This window comes from Nostoc sp. LEGE 12447, assembly GCF_015206985.1.
Lineage (GTDB): Bacteria > Cyanobacteriota > Cyanobacteriia > Cyanobacteriales > Nostocaceae > Nostoc.
The window spans coordinates 88,122-110,860 of record NZ_JADEXT010000026.1 but is presented as its reverse complement, the minus strand read 5'-3'; the positions used below and the strand labels follow the sequence as shown (position 1 = coordinate 110,860).

Annotated in this window: 22 protein-coding genes and 1 pseudogene; 1 reads left to right on the top strand and 22 read right to left on the bottom strand. The window is 45.4% G+C overall.

Going from position 1 to position 22,739, the window contains the following annotated elements:
- Positions 1 to 424 precede the first annotated feature (424 nt).
- Entirely contained in the window at positions 425 to 580 is a 156-nt protein-coding gene (locus IQ274_RS23600; protein ID WP_194143602.1) for a hypothetical protein, read from the bottom strand.
- Positions 581 to 769: 189 nt separating this feature from the next.
- Here IQ274_RS23600 and IQ274_RS23595 point away from each other — a divergent pair.
- Positions 770 to 1,018 (top strand): annotated as a pseudogene (locus IQ274_RS23595) (hypothetical protein); the annotation flags it as partial.
- Between the two features lie 46 nt (positions 1,019 to 1,064).
- Here IQ274_RS23595 and IQ274_RS23590 read toward each other — a convergent pair.
- From IQ274_RS23590 to IQ274_RS23490, 21 genes are all read right to left on the bottom strand, one after another.
- Complete coding sequence (locus tag IQ274_RS23590; protein ID WP_228058321.1) at positions 1,065 to 2,852, bottom strand: DUF4157 domain-containing protein; 1,788 nt, start codon at positions 2,850 to 2,852, stop codon at positions 1,065 to 1,067.
- 528 nt (positions 2,853 to 3,380) lie between these two features.
- On the bottom strand, positions 3,381 to 4,946 hold the full coding sequence (locus tag IQ274_RS23585; RefSeq protein ID WP_194143601.1) for a GMC oxidoreductase: 1,566 nt from the start codon (positions 4,944 to 4,946) through the stop codon (positions 3,381 to 3,383).
- Positions 4,943 to 5,773 (bottom strand): MIP/aquaporin family protein, encoded by an 831-nt coding sequence (locus tag IQ274_RS23580; RefSeq protein ID WP_194143600.1) that lies wholly within the window; start codon positions 5,771 to 5,773, stop codon positions 4,943 to 4,945. The genes IQ274_RS23585 and IQ274_RS23580 overlap by 4 nt, the downstream gene beginning before the upstream one ends.
- Positions 5,760 to 8,435, bottom strand: a complete 2,676-nt coding sequence (locus tag IQ274_RS23575) for an MGH1-like glycoside hydrolase domain-containing protein (protein ID WP_194143599.1) — start codon at positions 8,433 to 8,435, stop codon at positions 5,760 to 5,762. Before IQ274_RS23575 ends, IQ274_RS23580 begins: the two co-directional genes overlap by 14 nt.
- 188 nt (positions 8,436 to 8,623) lie before the next feature.
- Positions 8,624 to 9,406: a glucose 1-dehydrogenase gene (locus tag IQ274_RS23570; protein WP_194143598.1), complete on the bottom strand. Its 783-nt coding sequence runs from the start codon at positions 9,404 to 9,406 to the stop codon at positions 8,624 to 8,626.
- 311 nt (positions 9,407 to 9,717) lie between these two features.
- Positions 9,718 to 10,209 carry a cupin domain-containing protein gene (locus IQ274_RS23565; protein WP_194143597.1) on the bottom strand — a complete coding sequence of 164 codons (492 nt, stop codon included), beginning with the start codon at positions 10,207 to 10,209 and terminating at the stop codon, positions 9,718 to 9,720.
- 255 nt (positions 10,210 to 10,464) lie between these two features.
- Entirely contained in the window at positions 10,465 to 11,214 is a 750-nt protein-coding gene (locus tag IQ274_RS23560) for an SDR family oxidoreductase (RefSeq protein ID WP_194143596.1), read from the bottom strand.
- A 78-nt stretch (positions 11,215 to 11,292) separates the two neighbouring features.
- Complete coding sequence (locus IQ274_RS23555; RefSeq protein WP_228058327.1) at positions 11,293 to 12,681, bottom strand: mercuric reductase; 1,389 nt, start codon at positions 12,679 to 12,681, stop codon at positions 11,293 to 11,295.
- 23 nt (positions 12,682 to 12,704) lie between these two features.
- The gene (locus IQ274_RS23550; protein WP_194143594.1) at positions 12,705 to 13,517 is read right to left on the bottom strand and encodes an alpha/beta fold hydrolase; all 813 of its coding nucleotides are present in this window, start codon (positions 13,515 to 13,517) and stop codon (positions 12,705 to 12,707) included.
- Between the two features lie 153 nt (positions 13,518 to 13,670).
- Positions 13,671 to 13,979, bottom strand: a complete 309-nt coding sequence (locus IQ274_RS36705; protein ID WP_194143593.1) for a glycosyltransferase — start codon at positions 13,977 to 13,979, stop codon at positions 13,671 to 13,673.
- A gap of 67 nt (positions 13,980 to 14,046) precedes the next feature.
- Positions 14,047 to 14,610: a flavodoxin domain-containing protein gene (locus IQ274_RS23540; RefSeq protein ID WP_194143592.1), complete on the bottom strand. Its 564-nt coding sequence runs from the start codon at positions 14,608 to 14,610 to the stop codon at positions 14,047 to 14,049.
- Between the two features lie 62 nt (positions 14,611 to 14,672).
- The gene (locus IQ274_RS23535) at positions 14,673 to 15,374 is read right to left on the bottom strand and encodes a dienelactone hydrolase family protein (protein ID WP_194143591.1); all 702 of its coding nucleotides are present in this window, start codon (positions 15,372 to 15,374) and stop codon (positions 14,673 to 14,675) included.
- A gap of 303 nt (positions 15,375 to 15,677) precedes the next feature.
- A complete protein-coding gene (locus IQ274_RS23530) occupies positions 15,678 to 16,547 on the bottom strand; it encodes an alpha/beta fold hydrolase (protein ID WP_194143590.1) in 870 nt (289 codons plus the stop codon).
- Positions 16,548 to 16,799: 252 nt separating this feature from the next.
- A complete protein-coding gene (locus IQ274_RS23525) occupies positions 16,800 to 17,045 on the bottom strand; it encodes a hypothetical protein (protein ID WP_194143589.1) in 246 nt (81 codons plus the stop codon).
- Between the two features lie 227 nt (positions 17,046 to 17,272).
- Positions 17,273 to 17,623, bottom strand: coding sequence for a DM13 domain-containing protein (locus tag IQ274_RS23520; RefSeq protein ID WP_193946837.1), 351 nt, complete (start codon positions 17,621 to 17,623; stop codon positions 17,273 to 17,275).
- Between the two features lie 22 nt (positions 17,624 to 17,645).
- The gene (locus IQ274_RS23515; protein WP_194143588.1) at positions 17,646 to 18,116 is read right to left on the bottom strand and encodes a RidA family protein; all 471 of its coding nucleotides are present in this window, start codon (positions 18,114 to 18,116) and stop codon (positions 17,646 to 17,648) included.
- A 154-nt stretch (positions 18,117 to 18,270) separates the two neighbouring features.
- Positions 18,271 to 18,957, bottom strand: coding sequence for an NADPH-dependent F420 reductase (locus IQ274_RS23510; protein WP_193946839.1), 687 nt, complete (start codon positions 18,955 to 18,957; stop codon positions 18,271 to 18,273).
- Positions 18,958 to 19,069: 112 nt separating this feature from the next.
- Positions 19,070 to 19,930, bottom strand: coding sequence for an alpha/beta fold hydrolase (locus IQ274_RS23505; protein ID WP_194143587.1), 861 nt, complete (start codon positions 19,928 to 19,930; stop codon positions 19,070 to 19,072).
- 276 nt (positions 19,931 to 20,206) lie between these two features.
- On the bottom strand, positions 20,207 to 20,419 hold the full coding sequence (locus tag IQ274_RS23500) for a hypothetical protein (protein ID WP_194143586.1): 213 nt from the start codon (positions 20,417 to 20,419) through the stop codon (positions 20,207 to 20,209).
- A 139-nt stretch (positions 20,420 to 20,558) separates the two neighbouring features.
- Positions 20,559 to 22,142 carry a GMC family oxidoreductase gene (locus tag IQ274_RS23495; RefSeq protein ID WP_194143585.1) on the bottom strand — a complete coding sequence of 528 codons (1,584 nt, stop codon included), beginning with the start codon at positions 22,140 to 22,142 and terminating at the stop codon, positions 20,559 to 20,561.
- A 35-nt stretch (positions 22,143 to 22,177) separates the two neighbouring features.
- The gene (locus IQ274_RS23490; protein WP_228058320.1) at positions 22,178 to 22,708 is read right to left on the bottom strand and encodes a cupin domain-containing protein; all 531 of its coding nucleotides are present in this window, start codon (positions 22,706 to 22,708) and stop codon (positions 22,178 to 22,180) included.
- Positions 22,709 to 22,739 lie beyond the last annotated feature (31 nt).

The following is a 22,739-nucleotide window of genomic DNA, read 5'->3' as shown; positions in this document are numbered from 1 at the left end:
AGGGTGATAAATGCTCATCCCCTTGCCCAGAAGCTATAATTTTAGCTGCTATAACCGCTTTTTCATACTCCACACCGTACTTAACCAGTTCTGTGCAAAATATTTTTTCTCTTTCTTCTATTGATGTGAAATAACTACTTGGCATTGTTCAACAGGTAATATGAGTCTTATTCTGAAACTACATCAACTAAAATAAGTTTCCGTTTCAAATCCTACGAATTCTATAAATTTATAAGTTCTACCTAAAGATACTTGAGAGGGAATAGTTAATTTGTATCTAGAGTAGTAAGAGGCTGTGAGGGTTTGAGGGCATGACCTAATAGAAATATTAAAAAATAATTAAAGATTTTTGCCAAGTCAGGGAAAAGTAAATAAATCGTTTTAGCCAGGCAATGAGTTATTCATCTCAATAGAATATATAAATTTACTGGCACTGCTCAATGGCAGCGATCGCAACCCAAGACACAATCAACTTCTCATTTTCACCTTTGTATACAGAGAAGAAAAAATGGTCGTTTTGAGCAACTATTACCTGAATGGCTGATTTGGGAGTACAGCGATCGAGTTGTATTAATGCCAAATCAAGCTGGCTCTTGTCCCTAAAAAGCAATCCACACCCATACAACAATAAACAAAATGTCTCTGATTCGTTGATAACTTCCTGTATTCTGGGATATCCGTTCTTTGTAAAGAGCCATAGGACTCCTATTTGATTTCTGAACAAGACTAAGAGAGAATACGGAGAGGCATACAAGTCTAACTCTTAACAATCATAAGTCAGCATTCACAAACTACCACACTGACAATAGAAGTATCGCAGGAACAGTCAACAGAGGGAATGTTACTGGATGCTATTGCGCGGAGCGCCCTATATGAGGCGGGAGCCAAACTACAAGATTTTATAGCTCTGCGTCCAGATGCGCGTGAGGTCAGGAGAGCGTTGGCAGTAAAGCTGGTTTATCAAGGATACTTGTATGATGAGATCGAAACAATTTTAGACGTATCACGAGGGTCAATGTTATTCTGTTAAATTAATTCATACCGCACTCAGTAACGCCAGAAAATCATTTCAGTTCCTGCAATTTCTTTTTCAAGAATTTTAACTCAAACTGTTTGTTTTGCTTATCATTTTTTGGCTGATTAAGTTTTAGTTGGGCTAAAAGATTGTTAATCTCTTGCTGAATTCTTGCAGGGTCTTGTAATTCTTGCAAAGTAAGAGTTGTGCTGTGATTTGTTGTGGGAATACCAGTGTTTGGTATCCCTTCGGGGGCATCGCGTGTATAAGTCTCTGCTTGATTCCAAGTATTAGCCAAATCTTTCATCTCTGCTGAGGGAGTTCCCATCTCTACTACTGCTAGAGGTTCTAGTTCAATGTCTGTAGTTGCGACCTTTCCATTGGAGTCAGCAATGCTGTTAATATTCCAACCCCACTTTACTGACCCGTAGTAAAGATTTTTTTGCGCCCCTTCTAGTGAAATAGCTGTTGTCTCAAATATCATGTTAGATCCAATCTTGGCAGTTGGCATATTCGGCTTATCATATAGTTTTGCGCTCCGTTCATTCCATTTCAGACCTGGAAACAATCTGTAACGATGGCCTAACTGATAGTTAGACATCTTGTCTGGGGATGTCGTAGAGTTCATGTCCAATTTGCTTTTGGGTGTTTTCGATACTGGCTCTCCTGGTTTCAAATTCGGGGCACCATAAACTGGATTGGTATAGGTGAGTCCACGATCCCAATGACCGTTTCCTTGAGTTCGGCTTGCTGCTGTTTTTGTTGCGTTCCCAAAAAATTCTTCATTGTTATTCTTTTTGTCTGCATATCCCCGATCTAAATTTATGCCATTATGAGTTTTTTCTATTTTTTGGAGCAGTGCTATTTTTTTAGAGTTCACCAGTTTGTTAGGCATGAATTCTAGCTCAATTTCTGCGCCGGGATTTCCATTCTCCAACACTGATTGGTAATTATTAGCTTCCCAACTACCACCCATTGTGTCTACTGCCCGTTGGATAATCCGGCACTGCACAGTATCACTATTCTGCTGTAAAACATGGGTCAATTCATGGGCCAACAACTCCTGCCCCCCTCGACTCCCCGGCTGATATTCTCCCTGCCGAAAGAACACATCGTGCCCGGTCGTAAACGCCTTCGCCTGTATCGATTGATTTAACTGGTCAGCCTGAGTATCCATGTGAACCTTCACCCCGCTAAAATCAGCCCCAAACGCTTGCTCCATCGGTGACTTGATACTGTCAGCTAGTGGTTGTCCGCTCCCCCGTGCCTGTTGTATTGATGTTTCCAAATCCGGTGATGCAGGCATACCGCCGTCTGAAACACGCTGCACCATCGGCTTCATTTGTAATTCATCTTCCTCTTCAGGCAATGACTCGCGTTGAAGTTTTTCGCTCTGTGGTTGATGAATCCGTTGCACTACCTGACGGGCTGTATCGTCAGCCTCTTGCTCGTACTTATCCCCAGGTTCCCCAATCGTCAGTTTTGCCTGAATTGGTGTTGGTGTATCTGGTCTTCTCAGTGGAATATTGGCAATATTATGACCAAATCGAGTTGCATGTTCTAGCCGAGAATTCAATAATCCGTCCATCTTGGCTTGCAAGACAGTTAGGCGCTCCTGTCCTTCGGGTGTAATTGAGCCAAACTTCGCCTGTAGCTTTAGTTCGGTTGCCTCCATTTGTTTGTCAGCAAAGGCATTGTCCTCGATTTCTTGAGTTGACTTGCGTCCCACTGTCGCCAATGCTAGTGGAATACTAGAGAGCTTAGGCGCTAGCGTTGAAGTATTTTTTGAGGTTCTAGGATTCGAGGGAGTAGATAAGTGGATTTTGGGAAATTTCATCTTATACCTACGATTCAAACTAATTGGTCAATAAAGAATTATGACTGATTCCTACGGTTTTCGATAAATCCTTTTGTCCACTGAGCTGAATTACAGTAGTTTTATATGTGCAAAGAGAATTCTATCCCAAAATGGGTTGGCAAAATTGTTGGAGATTGTGACAAATTAGTAACTTGGTATAAACCTAAAATCTGCCCCCAATGATTGAGCAATGATAAATTTGATGCTTTACCACAAAGCATAACTGTACAAGATATTTAATATTACATAGTTATTCCTAAATCTATTCCATTAATAAGATTTATGCTAAAAAGCATAAGCTTATTGAGAACTAAAAACGAAATATCAAACTTTTCAAGCACACTTTCCTAAAAGAAGTAGGCATTTTTAGAATAGTGGAATAAGTTCCTGGTTTGCGTACTCTACGAAATCTTTTGCAAATTGCCCCAACCACAAGTGTTTCGGTTTTTCTTAGTGCCATTTACATCAGCACTATTTCTTTATGCTCTTTTTTTGGCAAAGGTATTGTTATTTCAAGCGCTCTAATAAACGATCGCCCACTCGCAATGAATTGGCGATAATGGTCAGTGTAGGATTGACGGCAGAACTGGATGGAAAGAAACTGCCATCGACAACATAGAGATTATCCACATCATGGGTACGGCAATTCAGATCGAGTACGGAGGTTTCTGGGTCTTCTCCAAAAACACAAGTACCACATTGATGACCAACCGATTGCAATGGCATCATGTTGCGGGGATAGAGGCTAAATGGAATACAGTGTTCTGCCCGATCAACCTGCTTGAGAACACCTACCCAACGTTTAGCTAGGCGATCGCTTGCTTCTAGGTTGTTGGGTTTATAGTCTAAGTAAAGACGATCTTCCGCTACCCGCACGCGATTCTCAGGATCGGGTAAGTCTTCTGTTTGCAACCACCAGCCAACTGTATGATCGGCAACTGTTTTCAGTTCTGCCCCTGGTCGCAGCCTTAATAGTGGAGCCAACAGTGCGGGAACCTCGGCGGGTAGCATATCTGCTAACACGTTGCCAGTATTTTGTACCAAACCCATCGGATAGGGAAAATCAGATTCGCCCCAATAAAAATCACTAATGGCGATCGTTTTTTGATAAACAGAAAGATTGAGTTTTGTATTTAGTTGCACCATTGCCATGCAAACATGTTTCATCAAGTTGCGCCCTAGCTGATCGGAACTGTTTGCCAATCCATTGGGATGTTGGTCATTGTGCGATCGCAACAACAATGCTGCCGAGTTAATCGCGCCGCAAGCAACTACAACAATATTACCTGTAAAGAATTGAGTTTCACCGTTAATTTCAGCCTCTACGCGGCTGACTTCTCGACCAGAGGGACTTGTATGCAAGCGTGTGACTTTGGCTTCAGTAAGTAAAGTGATGTTTTCATCATGGCGAATGTGCTGAATACAGTTAACTTCAGCATCAGCTTTACCTTGAGTTAAACAAGGAAAGCCATCGCAGGTATTACAACGAATACAATTCCCCAAGCTCTTATCTACTTCATTAAGTTTCAATCCCAACGGCAGGTTGAAAGGATGCAAACCAGCTTGCCTTAGACCGTTAACAAGTTCCTGTATTCGGGGTTCATGGTGTACCAGAGGATGAGGATAAGGTAAACTCCTAGCTGCCTCGGTGGGATCAATTCCCCCTTGACCGTGAACATCGTAAAGCTGCTCTGCTTGAGTATAATACGCTTCAAAATCGCGGTATTTCAATGGCCATTCCGGTGAAATGCCGTCCTTGTGTTCCACCTGTTCAAAATCACGTTCCCGTAATCGCAACAAAGCTGCACCATAAACTTTGGTATTACCACCAACCCAGTAATTCGTTGCTGGACAGAAAGGTTTATGGTTTACGTCGTACCACTGCTCTTGAGTGTGATATCGTTCTTTTTGATAAACTTCCAGCGCACTCCAGTTTTCCTTTTCTCGCGGTAAAAATTTACCCCGTTCCAAAATCAAAATTTTCTTGCCACTGGAAGCAAGATGATAGGCTAAAGTGCCGCCACCCGCCCCAGTGCCGATGATAATCGCATCATAATGAGTGTTCGTTGTCATAATTCTTCTCCTGGAATCGGCAGGCGATCGCTCAAATCGATTTTGCCGTTACGATTGTAGTCACAGCGAAAAATACAGCGTTTGTGATTGGCGTGATGCAATTTGGCACACTTGATGGCGCGTTTGCCAAATAGATATTGATACACTCCTGATGCCAGCAACATCCCCATAGGTGGCACAATTACATACAGCCAAAATGCTGTCCAAATGTGGGCATGTAACGCAGAAGCAAGGCTGCGGGCAGGGTTCATGCTAAAGCCGGATAAAGGAGCTTCAAAGAAGACGTAAAGCATTACCAGAAATCCGGCAAATAGACCTGTAAACCGATTGAGTTTTTGGTTGTTACTACTTAGTAAAACAGTCATCATCATTACAAATGCAACGACTAATTCGCCTAATAAAGCCACAATCCAACCTGATTTTCCGGGCACGGTGACGATGTAATTCACAGGCGCTTTAGTGAACACTTGACCCAGCAATAGTGCCACCAAATAAATCCCAAGCAATCCACCCAAACATTGAAACAGAATGTAAAAAAAAGCATCCTGACGTTTGACTTTTCCCAGACGATAGAACGTGAACGTGACAGCAGGATTCATGTGTGCGCCGGATTGCTTGCCCCAAGGAGAATAGATAATGGTAATTGCCGTCAAACCCATGACCACACCGATTAAAAACCGACGCAAATCACCATTGGAAATTGCTTGATGAATTGGAGAACCAGGATACTCAAACACACAACTAAATATTCCCGCAGCAATTAGAAATAATCCCAGTTCTGCTGCTTCCATTAAGTATTCTGGTAAATGCTTTTTAAATGTTTCCATGCTGCTGCTCCTGCGCTCGGTGTTCAGCATTTTGGAGAATCAGCGCGGCGACTAATCCTGTCCAGCCTGTTTGATGACTGGCTCCAATACCAGCCCCGTTATCTCCATGAAAGTATTCATGGAAAAGAATATAGTTGCGCCAATGGGGATCGGATTGAAATATTTCCAGACCGCCATATACCGGGCGACGACCTGCACTATCCTGCCCAAAGATCGCAACTAAGCGATGAGAAAGCCCGATCGCTACTTCTCTTAGTGTCATTTCTTGCCCGGAACCTGTGGGATATTCCACCTTCAAGCTATCTCCGAAGTAATCATAAAACTTCCAGAGTGCTTCAATAATTAAGTAGTTTACCGGGAACCAAATCGGGCCACGCCAGTTAGAGTTACCGCCAAACAAACTTGTGGTAGATTCGGCGGGTTCGTAGCGGACGCAGTAATCATGTTCGCCTTGACGTAAAATGTAAGGATCTTTTAGGTGATACTTTGAGATGGCGCGAATTCCGTAATCACTCAAGAATTCATTCTCGTCTAACATTCGTTGCAGAATACGTTTTAACTTTGTCTGGTAAGCGATCGCTAATAGCCTTCTTGCACCTACCCCCGGTGTTTCCATGCAGGCGACATTATCTTTTAAATCTGGACGATTGCGAATGAACCATTGCATACGACGCTTGAAACCTGGAAAACGCTCTAAAGTTTCCAATTCCAGCACTGTGACAGCGTAGAGGGGAATTAACCCTACCATTGAGCGCACTTTGACGGGAAATTGCCGTCCATCAGGTAAACGCAGCGCATCGTAGTAAAAGCCGTCTTCTTCATTCCACAGCGAAATGTCTGCATTCCCAATGCCGTCAATGGCATCGGCAATGTAAAGAAAATGCTCGAAGAATTTGCTGGCAATGTCTTCGTAGGTAGAATCTTCTTTGGCGAGTTCCAAGGCGATCGCTAGCATATTTAAACAGTACATTCCCATCCAGCTTGTACCATCTGCTTGATTGAGATGGCCGCCTGTGGGTAGTTCCTTGCTGCGGTCAAATACTCCTATGTTGTCCAGCCCCAAAAATCCACCTTGAAAGACGTTTTTACCTTCTACATCTTTGCGATTTACCCACCAAGTAAAATTCAGCAACAGCTTGTGAAAGACCTTTTCCAGAAAAGCGCGATCGCCTTTTCCGCAAGACTTCTGCTCGATTTGATAAACCCGCAAAGCTGCCCACGCCTGTACGGGTGGATTAACATCACCAAATGCCCATTCGTAAGCAGGTAATTGACCATTAGGCTGCATATACCATTCGCGTGTCAGGCGGTCAAGCTGCAACTTGGCAAAATATGGATCGATGACAGCTAAGGGAATCAGGTGAAATGCTAGATCCCAAGCAGCAAACCAAGGGTATTCCCACTTGTCTGGCATCGAGAGAATATCTTCGCTGAACAGAGAAATCCACTCATAGTTGCGTCCAGCCTGTCGTTCCGGTGGAGGTGGCGGTTGTTGGGGATCGCCCTTAAGCCAGTCATGGACGACATAGTTATAATACTGCTTGCTCCATAGCAAGCCGGCAAAGGCTTGGCGCTGAATATTGCGCTCATCTTCTGACGTTGGGAAAGGACAGATGCCGTGATAAAATTCATCAGCTTCGGCAATGCGTGTCTGGAAAATTGTGTCGAAATCTTCACCAAAAGGCTCTGTCAGTGTTTGCACATCGCTCAACCGCAGGCGCACAATTTTAGTTTCACCTGGATTGATTGTTAATGTGTAGTGAGCAGCAAACTTTGTGCCTATGCGCTGAGAATTGACGGCTGCTGTTTTCCCATTCACCACATACTCATTAATGCCATCTTTGACATAAGGTGAGTCATTGCTGTAACCAAATAATCGTTCGTAATTGGTTTCGTTGTCGGTAAACAGAAGTTCTGTATCTCCTTGGCAGTATAGCCAACGAGTTCCCAGGTGAGAATGCTCGGCTTCAATTAAACTGAAGTTGGGATCTGAGCGCACCACTTTCATAAAAGGTTTCTCAATTTCGGGATTCCAAGCCCAGATATTGCGAAACCAGAGTGTTGGCAGTAGGTGGAGTGTGCTAACTTCTGAACTGCGATTAGCGATCGCAATCTGAATCAAAATATCTTCCGGTGCGGCTTTGGCATACTCGACAAAAACATCAAAATAACGGTTCTCGCTAAAGATGCCTGTATCAAGTAGCTCAAACTCCGGCTCAAATTTGCTTCTGCGTCGATTTTCTTGTACCAGTTGCGTGTAAGGAAATGCTTGTTGGGGATACTTGTACAAGCATTTCATATAAGAGTGGGTGGGCGTATTGTCAAGATAAAAGTAATATTCTTTAACATCTTCACCGTGATTACCTTCTGTGCCCGTTAGCCCAAACAATCGTTCTTTGAGAATGGGATCGTTGCCATTCCACAGCGCGATCGCAAAACACAAACGTTGCCGACTATCGGAAATACCTGAAATGCCGTCTTCGCCCCAACGATAAACACGCGAGCGGGCATGATCGTGAGGAAAATAATCCCAAGCAGAACCGTCGTGGCTGTAATCTTCCCGCACCGTTCCCCATTGGCGATCGCTCAGATAAGGCCCCCAGCGTTTCCAGTAGGCAACACGTTCTTGATCCTGCTGCAATCTTACTTCTTCTGGAGTCATGTCGCTTCGCTCCGAATTCAAAATTTAAAATTAAAAATAGGTATGGGGAATGAGGCTTTGAACTCCGTTAATGAGGCTTTGAACTCCATTAATGAGCCTTTGAGCTTCATTAATGAGGCTTTGAACTCCATTAATGAGTCTTTGAACTTCACTCCTCTGCTCCTCTGCTTCTCTGCCCCCCTGCCTCTCTACTGCTCTTGATAATTCCAGAGTAATCCCCCGTCAACAAAAAATGTCGTACCTGTCACATAATCTGACTCAGAAGATGCGAGAAATGCCACCATAGAGGCAACATCTCCTGGTTGTCCTAATCGTCCCAAGGGAATGTTTTTTAGGAGCGCCCCTAACTTCTGTGGATCGTTTAAAAGTTTAGTATTGATGGGAGTTTCAATTGCTCCTGGTGCAACATTATTAACAGTAATGCCGTGAGGAGCCAGTTCCACAGCTAAATTACGGGTGAGCATTTTCAAGCCACCTTTGCTAGCACAGTAGGCAGCAAAGTGCGGAAAGGGTAATTCTTCGTGTACGGAACTAATATTAATAATCTTGCCAGGTTGCTTTGTTTCTAGTCGGTGTTGCACAAATGCCTGTGCGGCAAAGAATATTCCTTTGAGATTCACATTCATGACAGCATCGTAATCTGCTTCAGTCACATCCCAAAAGTTGGCGTTTTTTTCAATGCCTGCATTGTTAACTAAGATATCTAGATTGCCAAAGTGGGAAATACTGTCTGCAATCATGCGCTGCACATCGGCAACCGTACCTGTATCTGCTTGAATTGTAAACCCGTCTACTATATGGCACTGACCACCAGCCGCCTTTACCTTCGATAAGGTTTCTTCTGCCCCTTCAGGATGAAAGCGGTAGTTGATGACAATACTTGCTCCTTCCTGTGCTAAACGAATTGCGATCGCCTGTCCTATCCCTTGACTACTGCCTGTAACCAGTGCAATTTTCTCTTTTAGTTTCATAACTGTTCCTATGAATTTAATCTGGAAAGCGCTCTGTTACATCAAGTCCGGTTGATTAATGATTCTTTGAGATATCTATGCAAAGATCTAAAACTCTTTTCCCCCGGTCACTGAGTGCAGCCGTACCACTTCGTGGAAGCAAGCTACGCGCAGCGTCTCGTAGAGAAGTGTGTTCCCTATCCTTAATAATAGGTATTTCACTGAAATAGAGAGAATTTTTGCTTCAGTTTTGGGATATTTTTTATTTGGAAGTCCCTAACTAAGTTTTGCGTAAATCCTGGTTTTATGTTGAGTCCTAGTGCCTTGTGTTGTCATTGCCCAGGAGGGGGAGGAATAATCTCAATGCCGTACTTAGGTGAAGTGGTGAGAATTTTATCTAAGTCTTCAGGACTCAATGGTGGGGCAGATGTAATTTGACCATTCACCGCCTTTCCAACTTCGGCAATAAATTTCTCAAATCCAGCAGGTGTCACCCAAACTAACAGTTTGGCAGGTACAGAGGTCGTATTAGTAAATCGATGAAGCTGACCTTTGGGTGAATGGAGGAAGGTTCCAGCCGTTGCAACAAGGATGCGATCGTCAAGCTGGAATTCAATCTCTCCATCTTGAACATAAAATGATTCATTTTCTCTAGTGTGTCGGTGGGGAGGCGTACCGCCACCAGGTGCAACGATTACCTCACAAAGCGCATAAGCTTCTCCTGTCTCTTCACCAATTGCTTTGAAGGTATAAAGGTCTTGACCAAAGTAATAAGAACGACCTCGATCCGGTTGAACAAAAAGTCCGTTTTGATGAATTGTCATTGCAAGTACTCTCCTTTTTAAGTTAGGTTTCATGCCTTAAGCAATCTACACAAGCCTTACATTTAATTCTATTCACCTACTTCCCGCTGGAAATAGTCACGTCAACTTTGGGGTAAGGTTTCAAGTTGAACAGCGCAGTAAAGTAACTCTGGAACTCTGGATTGCACTGCTCATGCACATAAAGTTGAGTGATATCGGCAACCGTGATAAAGATGCCTAGCGGCAGTTTTGTGTCAGGTAATTTTGCAACCAAATTCAAACTTGTGCCATGCCGCCATCGACAAATAGCTCAATACCGTTCACAAAGCTGCTATCATCCGAGGCAAGGAAAACAACCGCCTTAGCGATTTCGTCCGGTGTACCCACCCGCCCAAGGGGGATAGTGTCAGCCTGGCTTGCGACAAATTGCTGCACCTGTTCCTCACTCAATCCCATGAGATTGTAGCCAGGAGTAGGAACCACGCCAGGACTAATGGCGTTAACCCGAATCTTGCGCTCTTTGAGGTCGAGTGTCCAATTACGGGCAAACGATCGCACAGCGGCTTTGGTCGCGCTGTAAACGCTGAAGGCTGGGGTACCCACGGTAGAAGCAGTAGAGGCGTTCAGAATGATGGAAGCGCCCTCTGGCAATAGAGGCAGTGCCTTCTGCACGGTGAACAACAAACCTTTGACGTTCGTGTTGAACGTTTTGTCAAAGTGTTCTTCGGTGATTTCGCCAAGTGGGGCGATTCCTCCACCGCCAGCATTGGCGAAGATCACATCGAGGTGTCCTTGCTCTTGCTTAATCGTAGCGAACAGACGATCGAGGTCTGCCAAATTGGAGGCATCACTTTGAACACCTGTGACGTTTTTACCGATCGCTTCCACAGCGGCATCCAGTTCAGTTTGGCGACGACCCGTGATGAAGACGTAGGCACCTTCGGCGACAAAACGCTTGGCAGTGGCAAGACCGATACCGCTGGTGCCACCAGTAACAAGACTGACTTTTCCTTCTAGTTTTTTCATGATGATGAGTCTCTATGGTTGTTGAGGGCTGAAAGAGTTGGTGTAAAGAATTGTGAGGTGTCTGTGCTAGCCACCTGCTTACACGTTTGAAAACAGCATATTTAACCCTTCAGTCATCGTGGGATGAGTCAAAATTCCATCGCGCAGAACGGTATAGGGCATCTGAGCTTGCATTACCATTTGCACTGTCGAAATCACTTCACCCGCTTCATGACACAAGAGTGAACAACCGAGAATACGACCCGTCTCGGTATCCACGATCGCCTTCATCAGTCCATCTGTTTGACCTTGTGTTACCGCTCGCATAATGTCTCTTGCATCCAGCTTCGCCACTCGAATGGCATACCCTTTTTGCTGCGCTTCGGTTTCGGTCAGACCTATATGAGCCAGTTCTGGGTCGATGAAAAGACAGGATGGTACCAAGCGATCGCGCGTGCTGCGGTTGCCGCCATCAATCAGATTCGCTTTGACAATCCGATAATCATCCAGTGCCACATGGGTATATTGCGGTCCCCCATTGATATCGCCTAACGCCCAGATATTCGGTACGTTCGTCTCCAGGCGCTCGTTGACTGGAATAAATCCGCGTGCATCGGTTGCCACACCAGCAGCGGCTAGATTTAAGGTATCGGTGGTTGGCGCACGACCGACGGCTATTAACAAGTGTGAACCCTCGAGGCTGATCTCACGATCGCCAACTTGAATCAGAAGTTTAGTTGCATTGCCAGAGCGAACGACCCTTAATACCTTCGCCTTCAGCAAGAATTCAATGCCGTCTCGTTCTAAGAGTGTTTGAACGGCGATCGCAATATCTGGGTCTTGCTGTGACAAGATTTGCTCACTCTGCCCAATTACGGTGACGCGAGAGCCAAAGCGCCGGAACATTTGGGCAAACTCCAACCCAATATAGCCGCTACCGAGAACAATCAGGTGCTCCGGCAACTGTTCTAGCTCCATGATCGACTCACTGGTCAAAAACCCAGCTTCTTTAAGTCCCGGCACGGATGGAATCAACGGTCGCGTGCCTGTATTGATAAACAATCGTTCTGCGGTGAGTAAGCAAGTCGTTCCTTCATCTGTTGCCACTTCAATTGTTTTAGGTGCGACAAAGCGAGCAGTGCCAATGATCAGATCGTCCCCCAATGCGGTGTGCAAGTTGTTAAGATTTATTGGTCGTAGGGACTGCACGACCGATCGTTTGCGCCCAATCACTGCCGCCAAATCAACCGTGGGCGGTGCCGTGTTGATGCCATAGGCAGCACTGTTTCGCACACTATTTGCCACCTCTGCACTTGCCACCATCGTTTTGCTGGGAATACAGGCAATATTAGGGCACGAGCCACCAATCATGTTTAAGCTGCGTTCCACCAGAGCGGTTTTGCGTCCGTCCGCGACTAATGCAGGTGCTAGTGTTTTACCCGCTTTCCCACCGCCGATAATAATGTCGTCGTAGTATTGGGTATTCATTTTCATCTCCTTTGCGTTTGACGTTATTTCACAGCAGAGCTTGCTGCTTCAACAATCAGGTTGGCAACCTTTCTTGGATGAGAAATAAAGGCCACATGGCTTGCTTTGATCTCAGTTGTTTTAGCACCGATTCGCTTTGCCATGAATCGCTCAAGCTCAGGGTTAATTGCCTGGTCTTCCTGAGCCACGAGGTACCATGAGGGAATCGTCTTCCAAGCTGCGCTTTCCACTGATTGGTCAAAGACCGCCTTGGCGGGTGGCTTCTGCGTCGCTGCCATCACCCGCGCCTCGACTGTCGATACGTCTTTAGCAAAGACCTCGTGAAACTTCTCACGATCAATGTAGAGAAACCCTGCTGTATCAGCTACAAGTGCTTTGCTGAGTGCAGGGGGAGCATATCTGCTACTTAACTCGCTAATCGTTTCGCCTGGTTCTGGTGCAAAACCAGCGATATAAACCAATGCTTTCACTTGCGGGTTGCCAGCCGCCGCAGCTGTGATCACGTTTCCACCATAGGAGTGTCCGACCACAACAACGGGTCTCCGCTGGGCATCAATTACCCGCTTGGTTGTGGCAATGTCGTCTGGCAAAGAAGTAAGCGGATTTTGCACAGCGGTCACTGTATAGCCATCCTGTTGTAAAAGCGGAATGACATGTTGCCAGGATGTAGCATCGGCATTGGTACCATGAACAAGAACGATCGAAGGTTTAGAGCCGGACGCTTGGGGTAATTCCTTAAAAATGGCTGATGCTGGATGCATTGATACCATAACGACAACACTAAATGCGAGTAGCAATAGCAACAATCTTTGAACTTTTTTCCATGTAAAAATCATCCTTGTTGTCACCTCTATATTCCTGCTGGATTGTTGAAATCTCTAAAATGGCCTTTGTTGTTCGCATGATTAACTTGAAAACTGGTGGAATTGGTAACAGGTTGCCTGCTGGATATGCGGTAACACCAAATAGACAAACACCATTTCCACGTTTCAGTTAGGTGAACGGAAACGGTTCAAGAAAAAAGTTATTTTCGGCTGTTTTGTGTTGAAAAAATACCCTCTTGAGCTAATACAGGCTTCCCTGTCGATACGTGCAAAAAGTTTTGGCATCGCCCCCAAAGGATACTCAGATTCTGCGATCGCCTGAAATTCCAATCCCGCTGCTCGTGTCGTAGCTTGGGCATCAAGAACTTCGATAAAAGTAACGCGATGACCGCGCCGTTTCAGTTCACGGCCTAATGCAAACATCGGGTTAAGGTGACCCGTTCCTGCTGGACAGACAATGGCAAAATGAGTCATAAGTCAAGCAAAAAGATATAAACTGGCAAGCGATCGCATATAACAGTTGCGTAAGTCCTGAGTTTTTTTACTTGGCAAACAATTCTTTGCCTGCTAAAGCAGCAGCCACTCGTGCTACATTCGCACCATGATACTTGGCAGCTTCCAGCCTTGGTTCAGTAACGCCTGTCTGCTCCATATTTTCTCCCGATGAACGCCCATAGGGGCCCCATTGCAGACCGCCAAGAGGATATCCTGGTGTGATTTTGGGTAAAGGTACCATCACCATTCCCAGTTCAGCAAAGTTATTTAACAGTGCCAGCATGGTTAGTTCAGCGCCACCACCTGTATTGCCGTAACCGCCACCAGTCGCAAAGACAGCACCCACCTTCCCAATGAGGCTATCTTTAATCCAAAGAGGACCACAAACCTGATCGATAAATTTTTTTACGCGCCAATCTGGACTCCCCATGTGTACAGGAGAACCAACAATGACTGCATCACTGGCGATTACATCATCTTCAGTAACATCCTCAGCAAACTTTACCTCCACTTCAGTACCTAAAACTGATGTCACACCAGAAGCGATCGCTTTTGCCATCTTCTCGGTATTGCCGTAATCTGTTGCGTAAACAATTAAGACCTTTGTCACCTTTTACCTCACATTTGTTGAAGTTGACAGATGTTTGTGCATCCAATCGCATTTAAGTCCCGCTACCCTAAATGCTGTTTTAAGAATGCCAACGTGCGATCACCCGCTAATTCTGCGGCTTCTTTGCGATAAGCGGAACTACCCACGCGACTAAACCCGTGACTTACTCCTTCATAGCGATAGATTGTTACCAGGGGGTTATCTTTTAGTCCTTGCTGAATGGTCGCTTGAGCGCTTGGTGACACAAACTCGTCATTTCCACTCAGATGCAATATCAGCGGTTTCTGAATCTTTGTCGCCTCTGCTAAATTCTTGTCAATGTCAACACCGTAGTAACTAACGTTGGCATCCGCATCAGTACGTGTTGCCATGAAATATGCCAGTTTACCACCCATACAAAAGCCCACACTGCCGACCTTGCCTGTGCTGCTGGGATATTGCCGCACAAAAGACAGGGTTGCCTTTAGGTCTTCTACGCCACTATCCACATCAAACGCTCCGAGTAGCTCAATGGCTTTAGCCCACTGATCCTTATCGTCAGCATCAAGTTGCACATTGGGTTCCAGTCGCCAATATAAATCTGGCACGATCACGAAATAACCTGCCTTAGCATAATCATCGGCAATCTGTCGCATAGTATTATTGACCCCAAGAATTTCTTGAATCAGCACAATTCCTGCACGAGGCTGACTACTGGGTGCTGCTAGGTAGGCGCTAAAACTGCCCCCAGACAAGGCTGAAATGGTTACATTTTGAGTTGTCATGGTGCCCTTTCTTTTTAAGAATTTGCTATTTAGACTTTGACCAAATCAGACAATGTTGCTGAATGCAAGTATGAAGCGATCGTCAGTGGCATCAGCATGGTTGAAATGGACACCAGGAAGATAAAACAAGTGGTGCACGATCCTGCTCTCCTTAGTACAACGTTTCATTAAGGGCATCGGAAATCAAAATTTGACAACTCCTAGAAGTGAGCTATTCCTCAAACGAATTCCGACCCTCTTTCATGGAGATGTGTGCTTAATGCGTCCAATTGTTGTCAAGCCAGTGACTAAACCTTGCACTGATTAGGCAGAGATGGGTTGCAGCCGTGACGTGAGAAATTGACGGATGTAGTTTGCGATCGCATCTCCATCTTCTTCCAGAGCAAAATGCCCGGTATCGAGTAGATGAAACTCAAGGTTTTGCAAGTCGCGTTTGTAGGCATAGGCTCCTTGTTCTATAAAGCCCTGGTCGTTTTTGCCCCACACCACCAGCGTGGGTGGTTGATACTGACGAAAGTAGGCTTGCCATTGCGGATACAGAAGCAAATTGGACTGGTAGTTGTAAAACAATGCCAGTTGGATATCTTGATTACCAGGGCGATCGAGGAAGAGTTGATCCATGTTCCAGGTATCTGGGCTGATGGCTTCAAGATTGCGGACACCGTTGGTATATTGCCATTTCGTTGCTTCTAGGGTGACAAGGTATTTGAGTTTGTCAGTATTCTCAGGAGAAGGGTCTTGCCAGTATGCTTTGAACAGTCCCCAAAAATCGCCGAGGCCTTCCTCGTAGGCATTCCCGTTTTGCACAATTAGCGCTTCCACTCGCTCAGGATATTTAGCTGCAATCCGATAGCCAATGGGAGCACCATAATCCATTAAGTAAAGACTGTATTTTTTGAGATCGATCGCAGTAATAAATTTTTCCACCATCTGTGCCAGGCGATCAAACGTGTAGTCAAACTCATCCACGGTTGGCATCGAACTGTTGCCGTAGCCAGGATAATCCGGTGCAACCAGATGGAAGCGATCGGCTAAGGCAGGAATTAAGTTGCGAAACATGTGAGATGAGGTCGGGAAGCCGTGCAACAGCAAAATTGTTGGATTTTCGCGGGAGCCAGCTTCTCGATAAAAGATATCTAAACCATCGATTGCGATCGTGCCAAATGTAGTCATCAGATTACTCCTTGTCGGTTTAGCAATATCTTGTCCTTTAGGACATGCTACGCGAACGCCAATTTACGAGGGTGAGTTGATAGTATTTGAACTATTAACTCGCGGTCTTTCGCATCGGTATATAACACGCAGTAATGGTTGTATAGACACCAACTTCCAGCCTCAATTACAAACAGCGAAAGTGGCACCCTGCTAGCAAAATATTTTTCTTACCTGGAATTACTTCTGTAAGTTTATAATCTTTTTACTTGTCTACAGTATTTTATCTTGAATTTGGGTTTGGTCAATACTGTAATTAACCTTTAGGGCAGTTTCCTCTGAGATATTATGCTTTTCAAGCGCCATGCTAGAGTTAGATTTAGATGTATTCAGATTATTATTAGGTAAAGTAACATTCTGGCTAATCTTGGCAATACCAGAGTTTCCAGAAAAAACTATTACACTACCTATTACCACTCCTAAACCTTTAACCCAGCACAAAAGATTACTCATAGTCATATTGCACCTTTTCAAAGAACTGATAGTTACTGAACAGCGATTAAACTCTAAGAATCTGAGATACTGTATATCGAAAACAGTAATCAGCATTTTATTTTTTATCAAAGTTGATTAGCTTCAACGATCAATTCTGAGGGAGTTGAGAGTGAAGTATCTCTACAAGAATATTTTCTTGAAACTTAACAATCTGATTGAGGTGGTGTTTGTGTAGCATTTTGATTCCTCTGTTAATTAAGTTTGGCAGCGCCGAAAGTAGCGTTGAACGCATAACACCAAATAACAACAGACTGATAATTTGCTAAATCTAGCCAGGATGGGATGGGGTAACGTTGCTTTCCAGTAAAGCTTTGTAAGCGGTCAAGCAGGAAAATTTCTTGCTCTTTAATTGGAAAATCTGGGGGAGTGGTTGAACCAATAACGTCTTCAAGGCGATGGAGAACCACTCGTAAGTCAGGGCCAAGATCGGAAGTTTTAAAGTCTGGCTGCAACTCGACGAATCGTTGCTCGGACTCTACTACAATCTGAACTGTTCCTTCGGTAGGATGTTCGCCAGAAACAAAAGTGCCAGATAAGTTCATAGTTGAGAATTCTCCAGTTATCTTAATGAATTTCAGATTTAATAACGGCAATCATGACTAGTTCAACTGCTGCATTTAAGGGCAATTCTGAATGTCCAAAAGCTGTACGAGCATGACCAGCCTTATCGGTCATAATCTCTGCGAATAAATCAGATGCTCCGTTCAGAACAGCAGCCTGCTGAGTCCAGCCTGGTGCGCTATTTACGTGACCGTCTACACGAGCGATTACTTGCAAGTGTTCGAGTGAGCCGAGAGCAGCTTTCAATTGTGCCAATGAGTTCAAGGCACACAACTTTGCAGCCTCATAGCCTTCTTCCATCGTCAGATTAGCACCCAACTTACCTTTGTATCGTAAGACTCCATCCACTATAGGGAACTGCCCCGACACGAAAATAAGGTTATCTACCTTAACCCAAGGCTTGTAATTTCCTACTGCTTTTGGTGGGTCAGGCAGAACTAGCTTTGCTTGTTCTAATCGCTCCTCTATTGTCATAATGGTGTTCCTCCTAAAGAAAGTATGTCTGCAAAGTAGTAGACATCTCCAAAAAAGAATTTAAAACCCTTACTGCTGTCTAGGTAAAGGGGTTGCATAGCGGCAGCTTCACCTAGAATTGGCGTTATTACCTTTAGTGGAGGCAAAACGGCAGTTAAGAATTGAGGATTAGCGACGAAATTCGGTCTGCCTCTCCAGGTATCCATTGTTCGCCAAGCAGCTTATAGTTCATACGGGGAAAGTAGCCATATCTTTGACCTAATTCGCCACTAAGCAGTGTCATCCGTTCAATAGTGCGAGCGTTACTAAGTTTGCCAGCATCAAGGTATCGAAAAGGTGTGTTTTCAGTTAAATTGAATAACTTCGTTTTTGCTTGAGTATCGTCACTAACAACAAACACATCACTTACCATGTCTCCAAATTTTGGTGCATCGAAAACTTCCCACCAGACATTCTTGAACGCCCCTACAACCCGAGTTTTGGGGAAATGATTCTGAATCTGCTCTGCACCACTTGTATCCCACGGCAATATGAAGTCAGTATAGGTGTCGTTAAAGGGATTGGAAATATCAATGTATATTTTTCCGTCCAGTTGATCGCGCAACGGTTCAAGTATATTAAGCATTCCGTCTCGTAAGAACATTGCTGGAAGAACGAATTGGGCTGCTGCTGCATCAGCATAGCTGCCGGAACGAAGGTTTGAATTCTTAAGCCCTAAAACAAGTCTGGATGAACGCTCAATATCACGAGAAGCGAGAATCACATCGCGTCCTGCTTCTGCAAACATACACGCTAAACGAACGCCCATTCTACCTGTACCGAGAATTCCAATAGTTTCCATAATCAGCTTCCTAGATTTATTTGTAGAGCTTATCTCCCGACTAGTCGATAGATAAGCATTCGCCAGTAATCATAATGCTCGAATTGATTTTGGGCGGGCTTTGGAATGCTGATTAATTTCCTTTAAGAAAGTCCAGCAGCACAGGGTTGACTTGATCGGCATGAGTCCAGTTTATAGCGTGCGGACCGCCAGGTATTACCACAAGGCGACTGTCTTTAATTAGCTGCGGCAGCTTCTTTGCGGTAGACTCAAATGGAAGGATGCGATCGCCATCTCCATGAATGATCAGGGTTGGCACATCGATGCGTGGCAGATCGTCACGAAAATCGGTTAACCACGATGGTACACAGTCCAGAGTCCCCTTAGCAGAAGCTCCTGCTGCAACATTCCAGCTCATCTGGATGGCATCGTTGCTGATGCGTTGGCGAAGCCTCTCGGAACGAGAATCGCCCAGAAGCACATCCACGTTGTAAAAGTCTTTAAGAAATGCGGACAGATACGCTGGGCGATCTTCTACGATACTCTTCATAATCCCATCGAAGACACTGCGATCGACCCCTTCGGGATTGTCGTCTGTCTTCAGCAGGAAGGGTGGCACCGGAGCCATTAGCACGGCTTTACTAACGCGCCCCGAACCGTACTTGCCCAGATAGCGCGTCACTTCGCCAGTCCCCATTGAGAAACCGACCAGCACAACATCGCGTAGGTCAAGTTTTGCGATCAGCGTGTTGAGATCCTCCGCGAAGGTGTCGTAGTCATAGCCAAAGGACGGTTGGCTGGAATTGCCGAAGCCCCGGCGATCATAAGTGATGACCCGATAGCCTTTGTCAAGCAAAACCGCCACTTGTTTTTCCCAGGAATGACCACTGAGAGGAAACCCGTGGATTAGCACAATTGGCTGTCCTGCTCCGAAATCTTCGTAATAAATATCGATGTCTCCAGAGTTTTCTTTACCGACAGTAACGTAAGGCATTAGAGTCTCCTTTTTTGTGAATCGATTTGTTGTCTTATGCGGAAAGTAAAGCTAGGCGGACTCAGAATCTCGCCATCATGTTGTGCATATGAAAATTTCTTGGTGTATGTTTTCTTTTCAGATGGGTTGCACAGTATAGTTTTTATGCAGAAGGACGGCAGGTCATGACCCCTTCCTTCTGAGCGTTGGCATTGGGATCACCCCCCATCGCTCGAACCGTGATTGTGGGTTCATAGGTAGGGTAACAACGCACCAAGACAGTATCTTCGGATCGGGTCACGTACAGCAATAAACAGGTCTGCCTCCCAATACAGCACGGACAAGGCTGGGGGGTGTGAGGGCAGTTGCAACAAGTCTTGGCTGATTTAGAGCTTGTATATCTGGCGTTTCAGATAGAACAGGCTTTGCTTGAAAAGATTGCAAACCGATCAGGACTAATGCTGTAAGAATGACCAGTGCAAAAGACAATTTAACGGATAGTTTGAACATGATTTAGTAGTTTTAGTTTGGCTTTACCAAATAGGGAAAATGGATTCACAATCTGTTGGGCTTTCCAACTTGCTTTCCCTAAGCCGACATACCGTATCCATGCTGTCAGAAGCCTTTCCCTTGTCTACGCACGAGCGAGTTAGTTGGCGATTGCCTTTGGCGCAGCGCTCGGTGCGATCGCTGAAGGTACTTGCTGTGAAACGCAACCTGCGGCTTTAATTAAATCGGCTGCTTTTTCGCCAATCATAATGGTGGGCGCGTTTGTATTTCCTGTGGTGATCGTTGGCATGATGGAGGCATCCACAACACGCAACCCCTCAACCCCATGTACTCGTAGTTCAGGGTCTACAACCGCCATTGGGTCAGTACCCATTTTGCAAGTGCCGACCGGATGATACACCGTATCACAAGCTTCTCGAACGTAAGCAACGAGTGCTGCATCATTCTGCTTATCGGCACCAGGAGTGATTTCTTCACCGCGAAACTCATCAAAGGCACTTGCACCGAACAAATTACGAAGTAATTTAATCCCTGCTACTAGCTTTTGCACATCAGCTTCACTTTGGAGAAAGTTCATTTGAATCATCGGTGCGTCTTTGGGGTCGGGCGATCGCAAACTGACACTGCCAATGTTTTGAGGATGAGGCAAACAGACGAAACTTGTGAATCCTAAACCAGAGTGGGCATAACCAGGCGGTACCAACACAACGGGACCGAAAAGAAACTGTAAATCTGGCGCAGCATCCAGATTACCCTTGGTATGCAAAAACAAGCCAGCTTCAGCGATACTACTGCTGCTTGCCGTATGTAAATCCTGAGTTGCCTCGTGTGCCACGGACACAACAGGGTGATCTTGGAGGTTTTGGCCGACACCCGGCAAATCAGCCACTACCGGAATTCCCAAGGCTTGCAGGTGTTCTGCATCACCAATGCCGGAAAGCATCAGCAGCTTAGGCGAATCGAACGCGCCAGCACTTAAAATCACTTCGGAGTTGACCCTGACCTGGTGCAGTGTGCCCTCGTGCAGGTATTCCACCCCAACCGTGTGAGTGCCTTCAAACAACAAGCGAGTTACTAACGCTCCTGCCGTTACAGTCAAATTGGGACGCTGGAGAATGGGCACAAGGAAGGCAGCAGCAGCACTGTGCCGTTTACCATCCTTAATGGTCAACTGATAAAGTCCTGCCCCTAACTGCTGCATCCCATTAACATCAGGATTATGGTCATATCCTAGCGCCACTGCTGCATCTACAAAGCGTTGGGATACTTCGGCAGGTGCAATCAGATCGGTTACGCTCAACTCCCCATCAATCCCGTGGTATTCGGACGCACCTCGCTGTTGCTGTTCCGATTTCTTGAAGTAGGGCAAAATATCTTGGTAACTCCAGCCAGGATTTCCCAATGACTGCCAGTGGTCATAATCGTGAGGATTACCTCGCAAATAAATCATGAAATTAATCGAACTGCTGCCCCCCAGTACTTTGCCACGAGGACAAAAGATTTTGCGGTTATTCAGGTAGGGTTCTGGTTGGGAGAAATATGCCCAGTCCACCTCAGAACCTAGTAGACTGAGACATTCCGATGGGATGTGAATTTCTGGTTTCGTATCAGGGGTACCCGCTTCGAGTAATAATACAGTTGTTTCACTGTCTTCGGTCAGACGGTTGGCGACAACGCATCCTGCCGAACCGGCACCAATCACAATGTAGTCATAGTAAGTCATAAAATTCTCTTCCTCTGTTGCCTGGAATGGATTTGCTACGTTCTCGTAGCAGCTGAAGGTAGGGTTCCAGGCGGGCCAAGGGTTTCATCGCCCATCTCGGCAGAAATACGCGCAAGCAGCGCCATATCCAGTGTTTCTGTCTCATCCCGCATCCCCATTTCTGCAATCAGCCGAGCAGGCCCGCTTGGTGCATTGATGACTAACCCGTGTGCTGGCTGATCGCTAAATACGGCGACCATGTGTGGTGTGCCAATAGGAATCAAGATGTTGTCACCAGCACTCAGTACGACCTTGTTCTCACCAGCGAAGACCGTGAACTCCCCGGACAGCACGTATAGTTGTTGGGAATAGCGCGTGTGGCGATGAAGGGGTGTCTGTGAGCCAGGAAGGGAGTACTCTTCGATCAGATCGTACTGACCTGCGGTAGTTGTGTGATCGGCAATGATGGTGAGACGAGAACCAAACAACCAGAGTGATTGTGACATGAGATTGCTGCTTTCTCCTTTTGGATAGGTATAAAGTTGATGTTTAATTGCTGTACTAATCAGAGTGGTCAATTGCTGCAAAGGTGCGATCGCTTCCAGCGGGCGCTTTGCA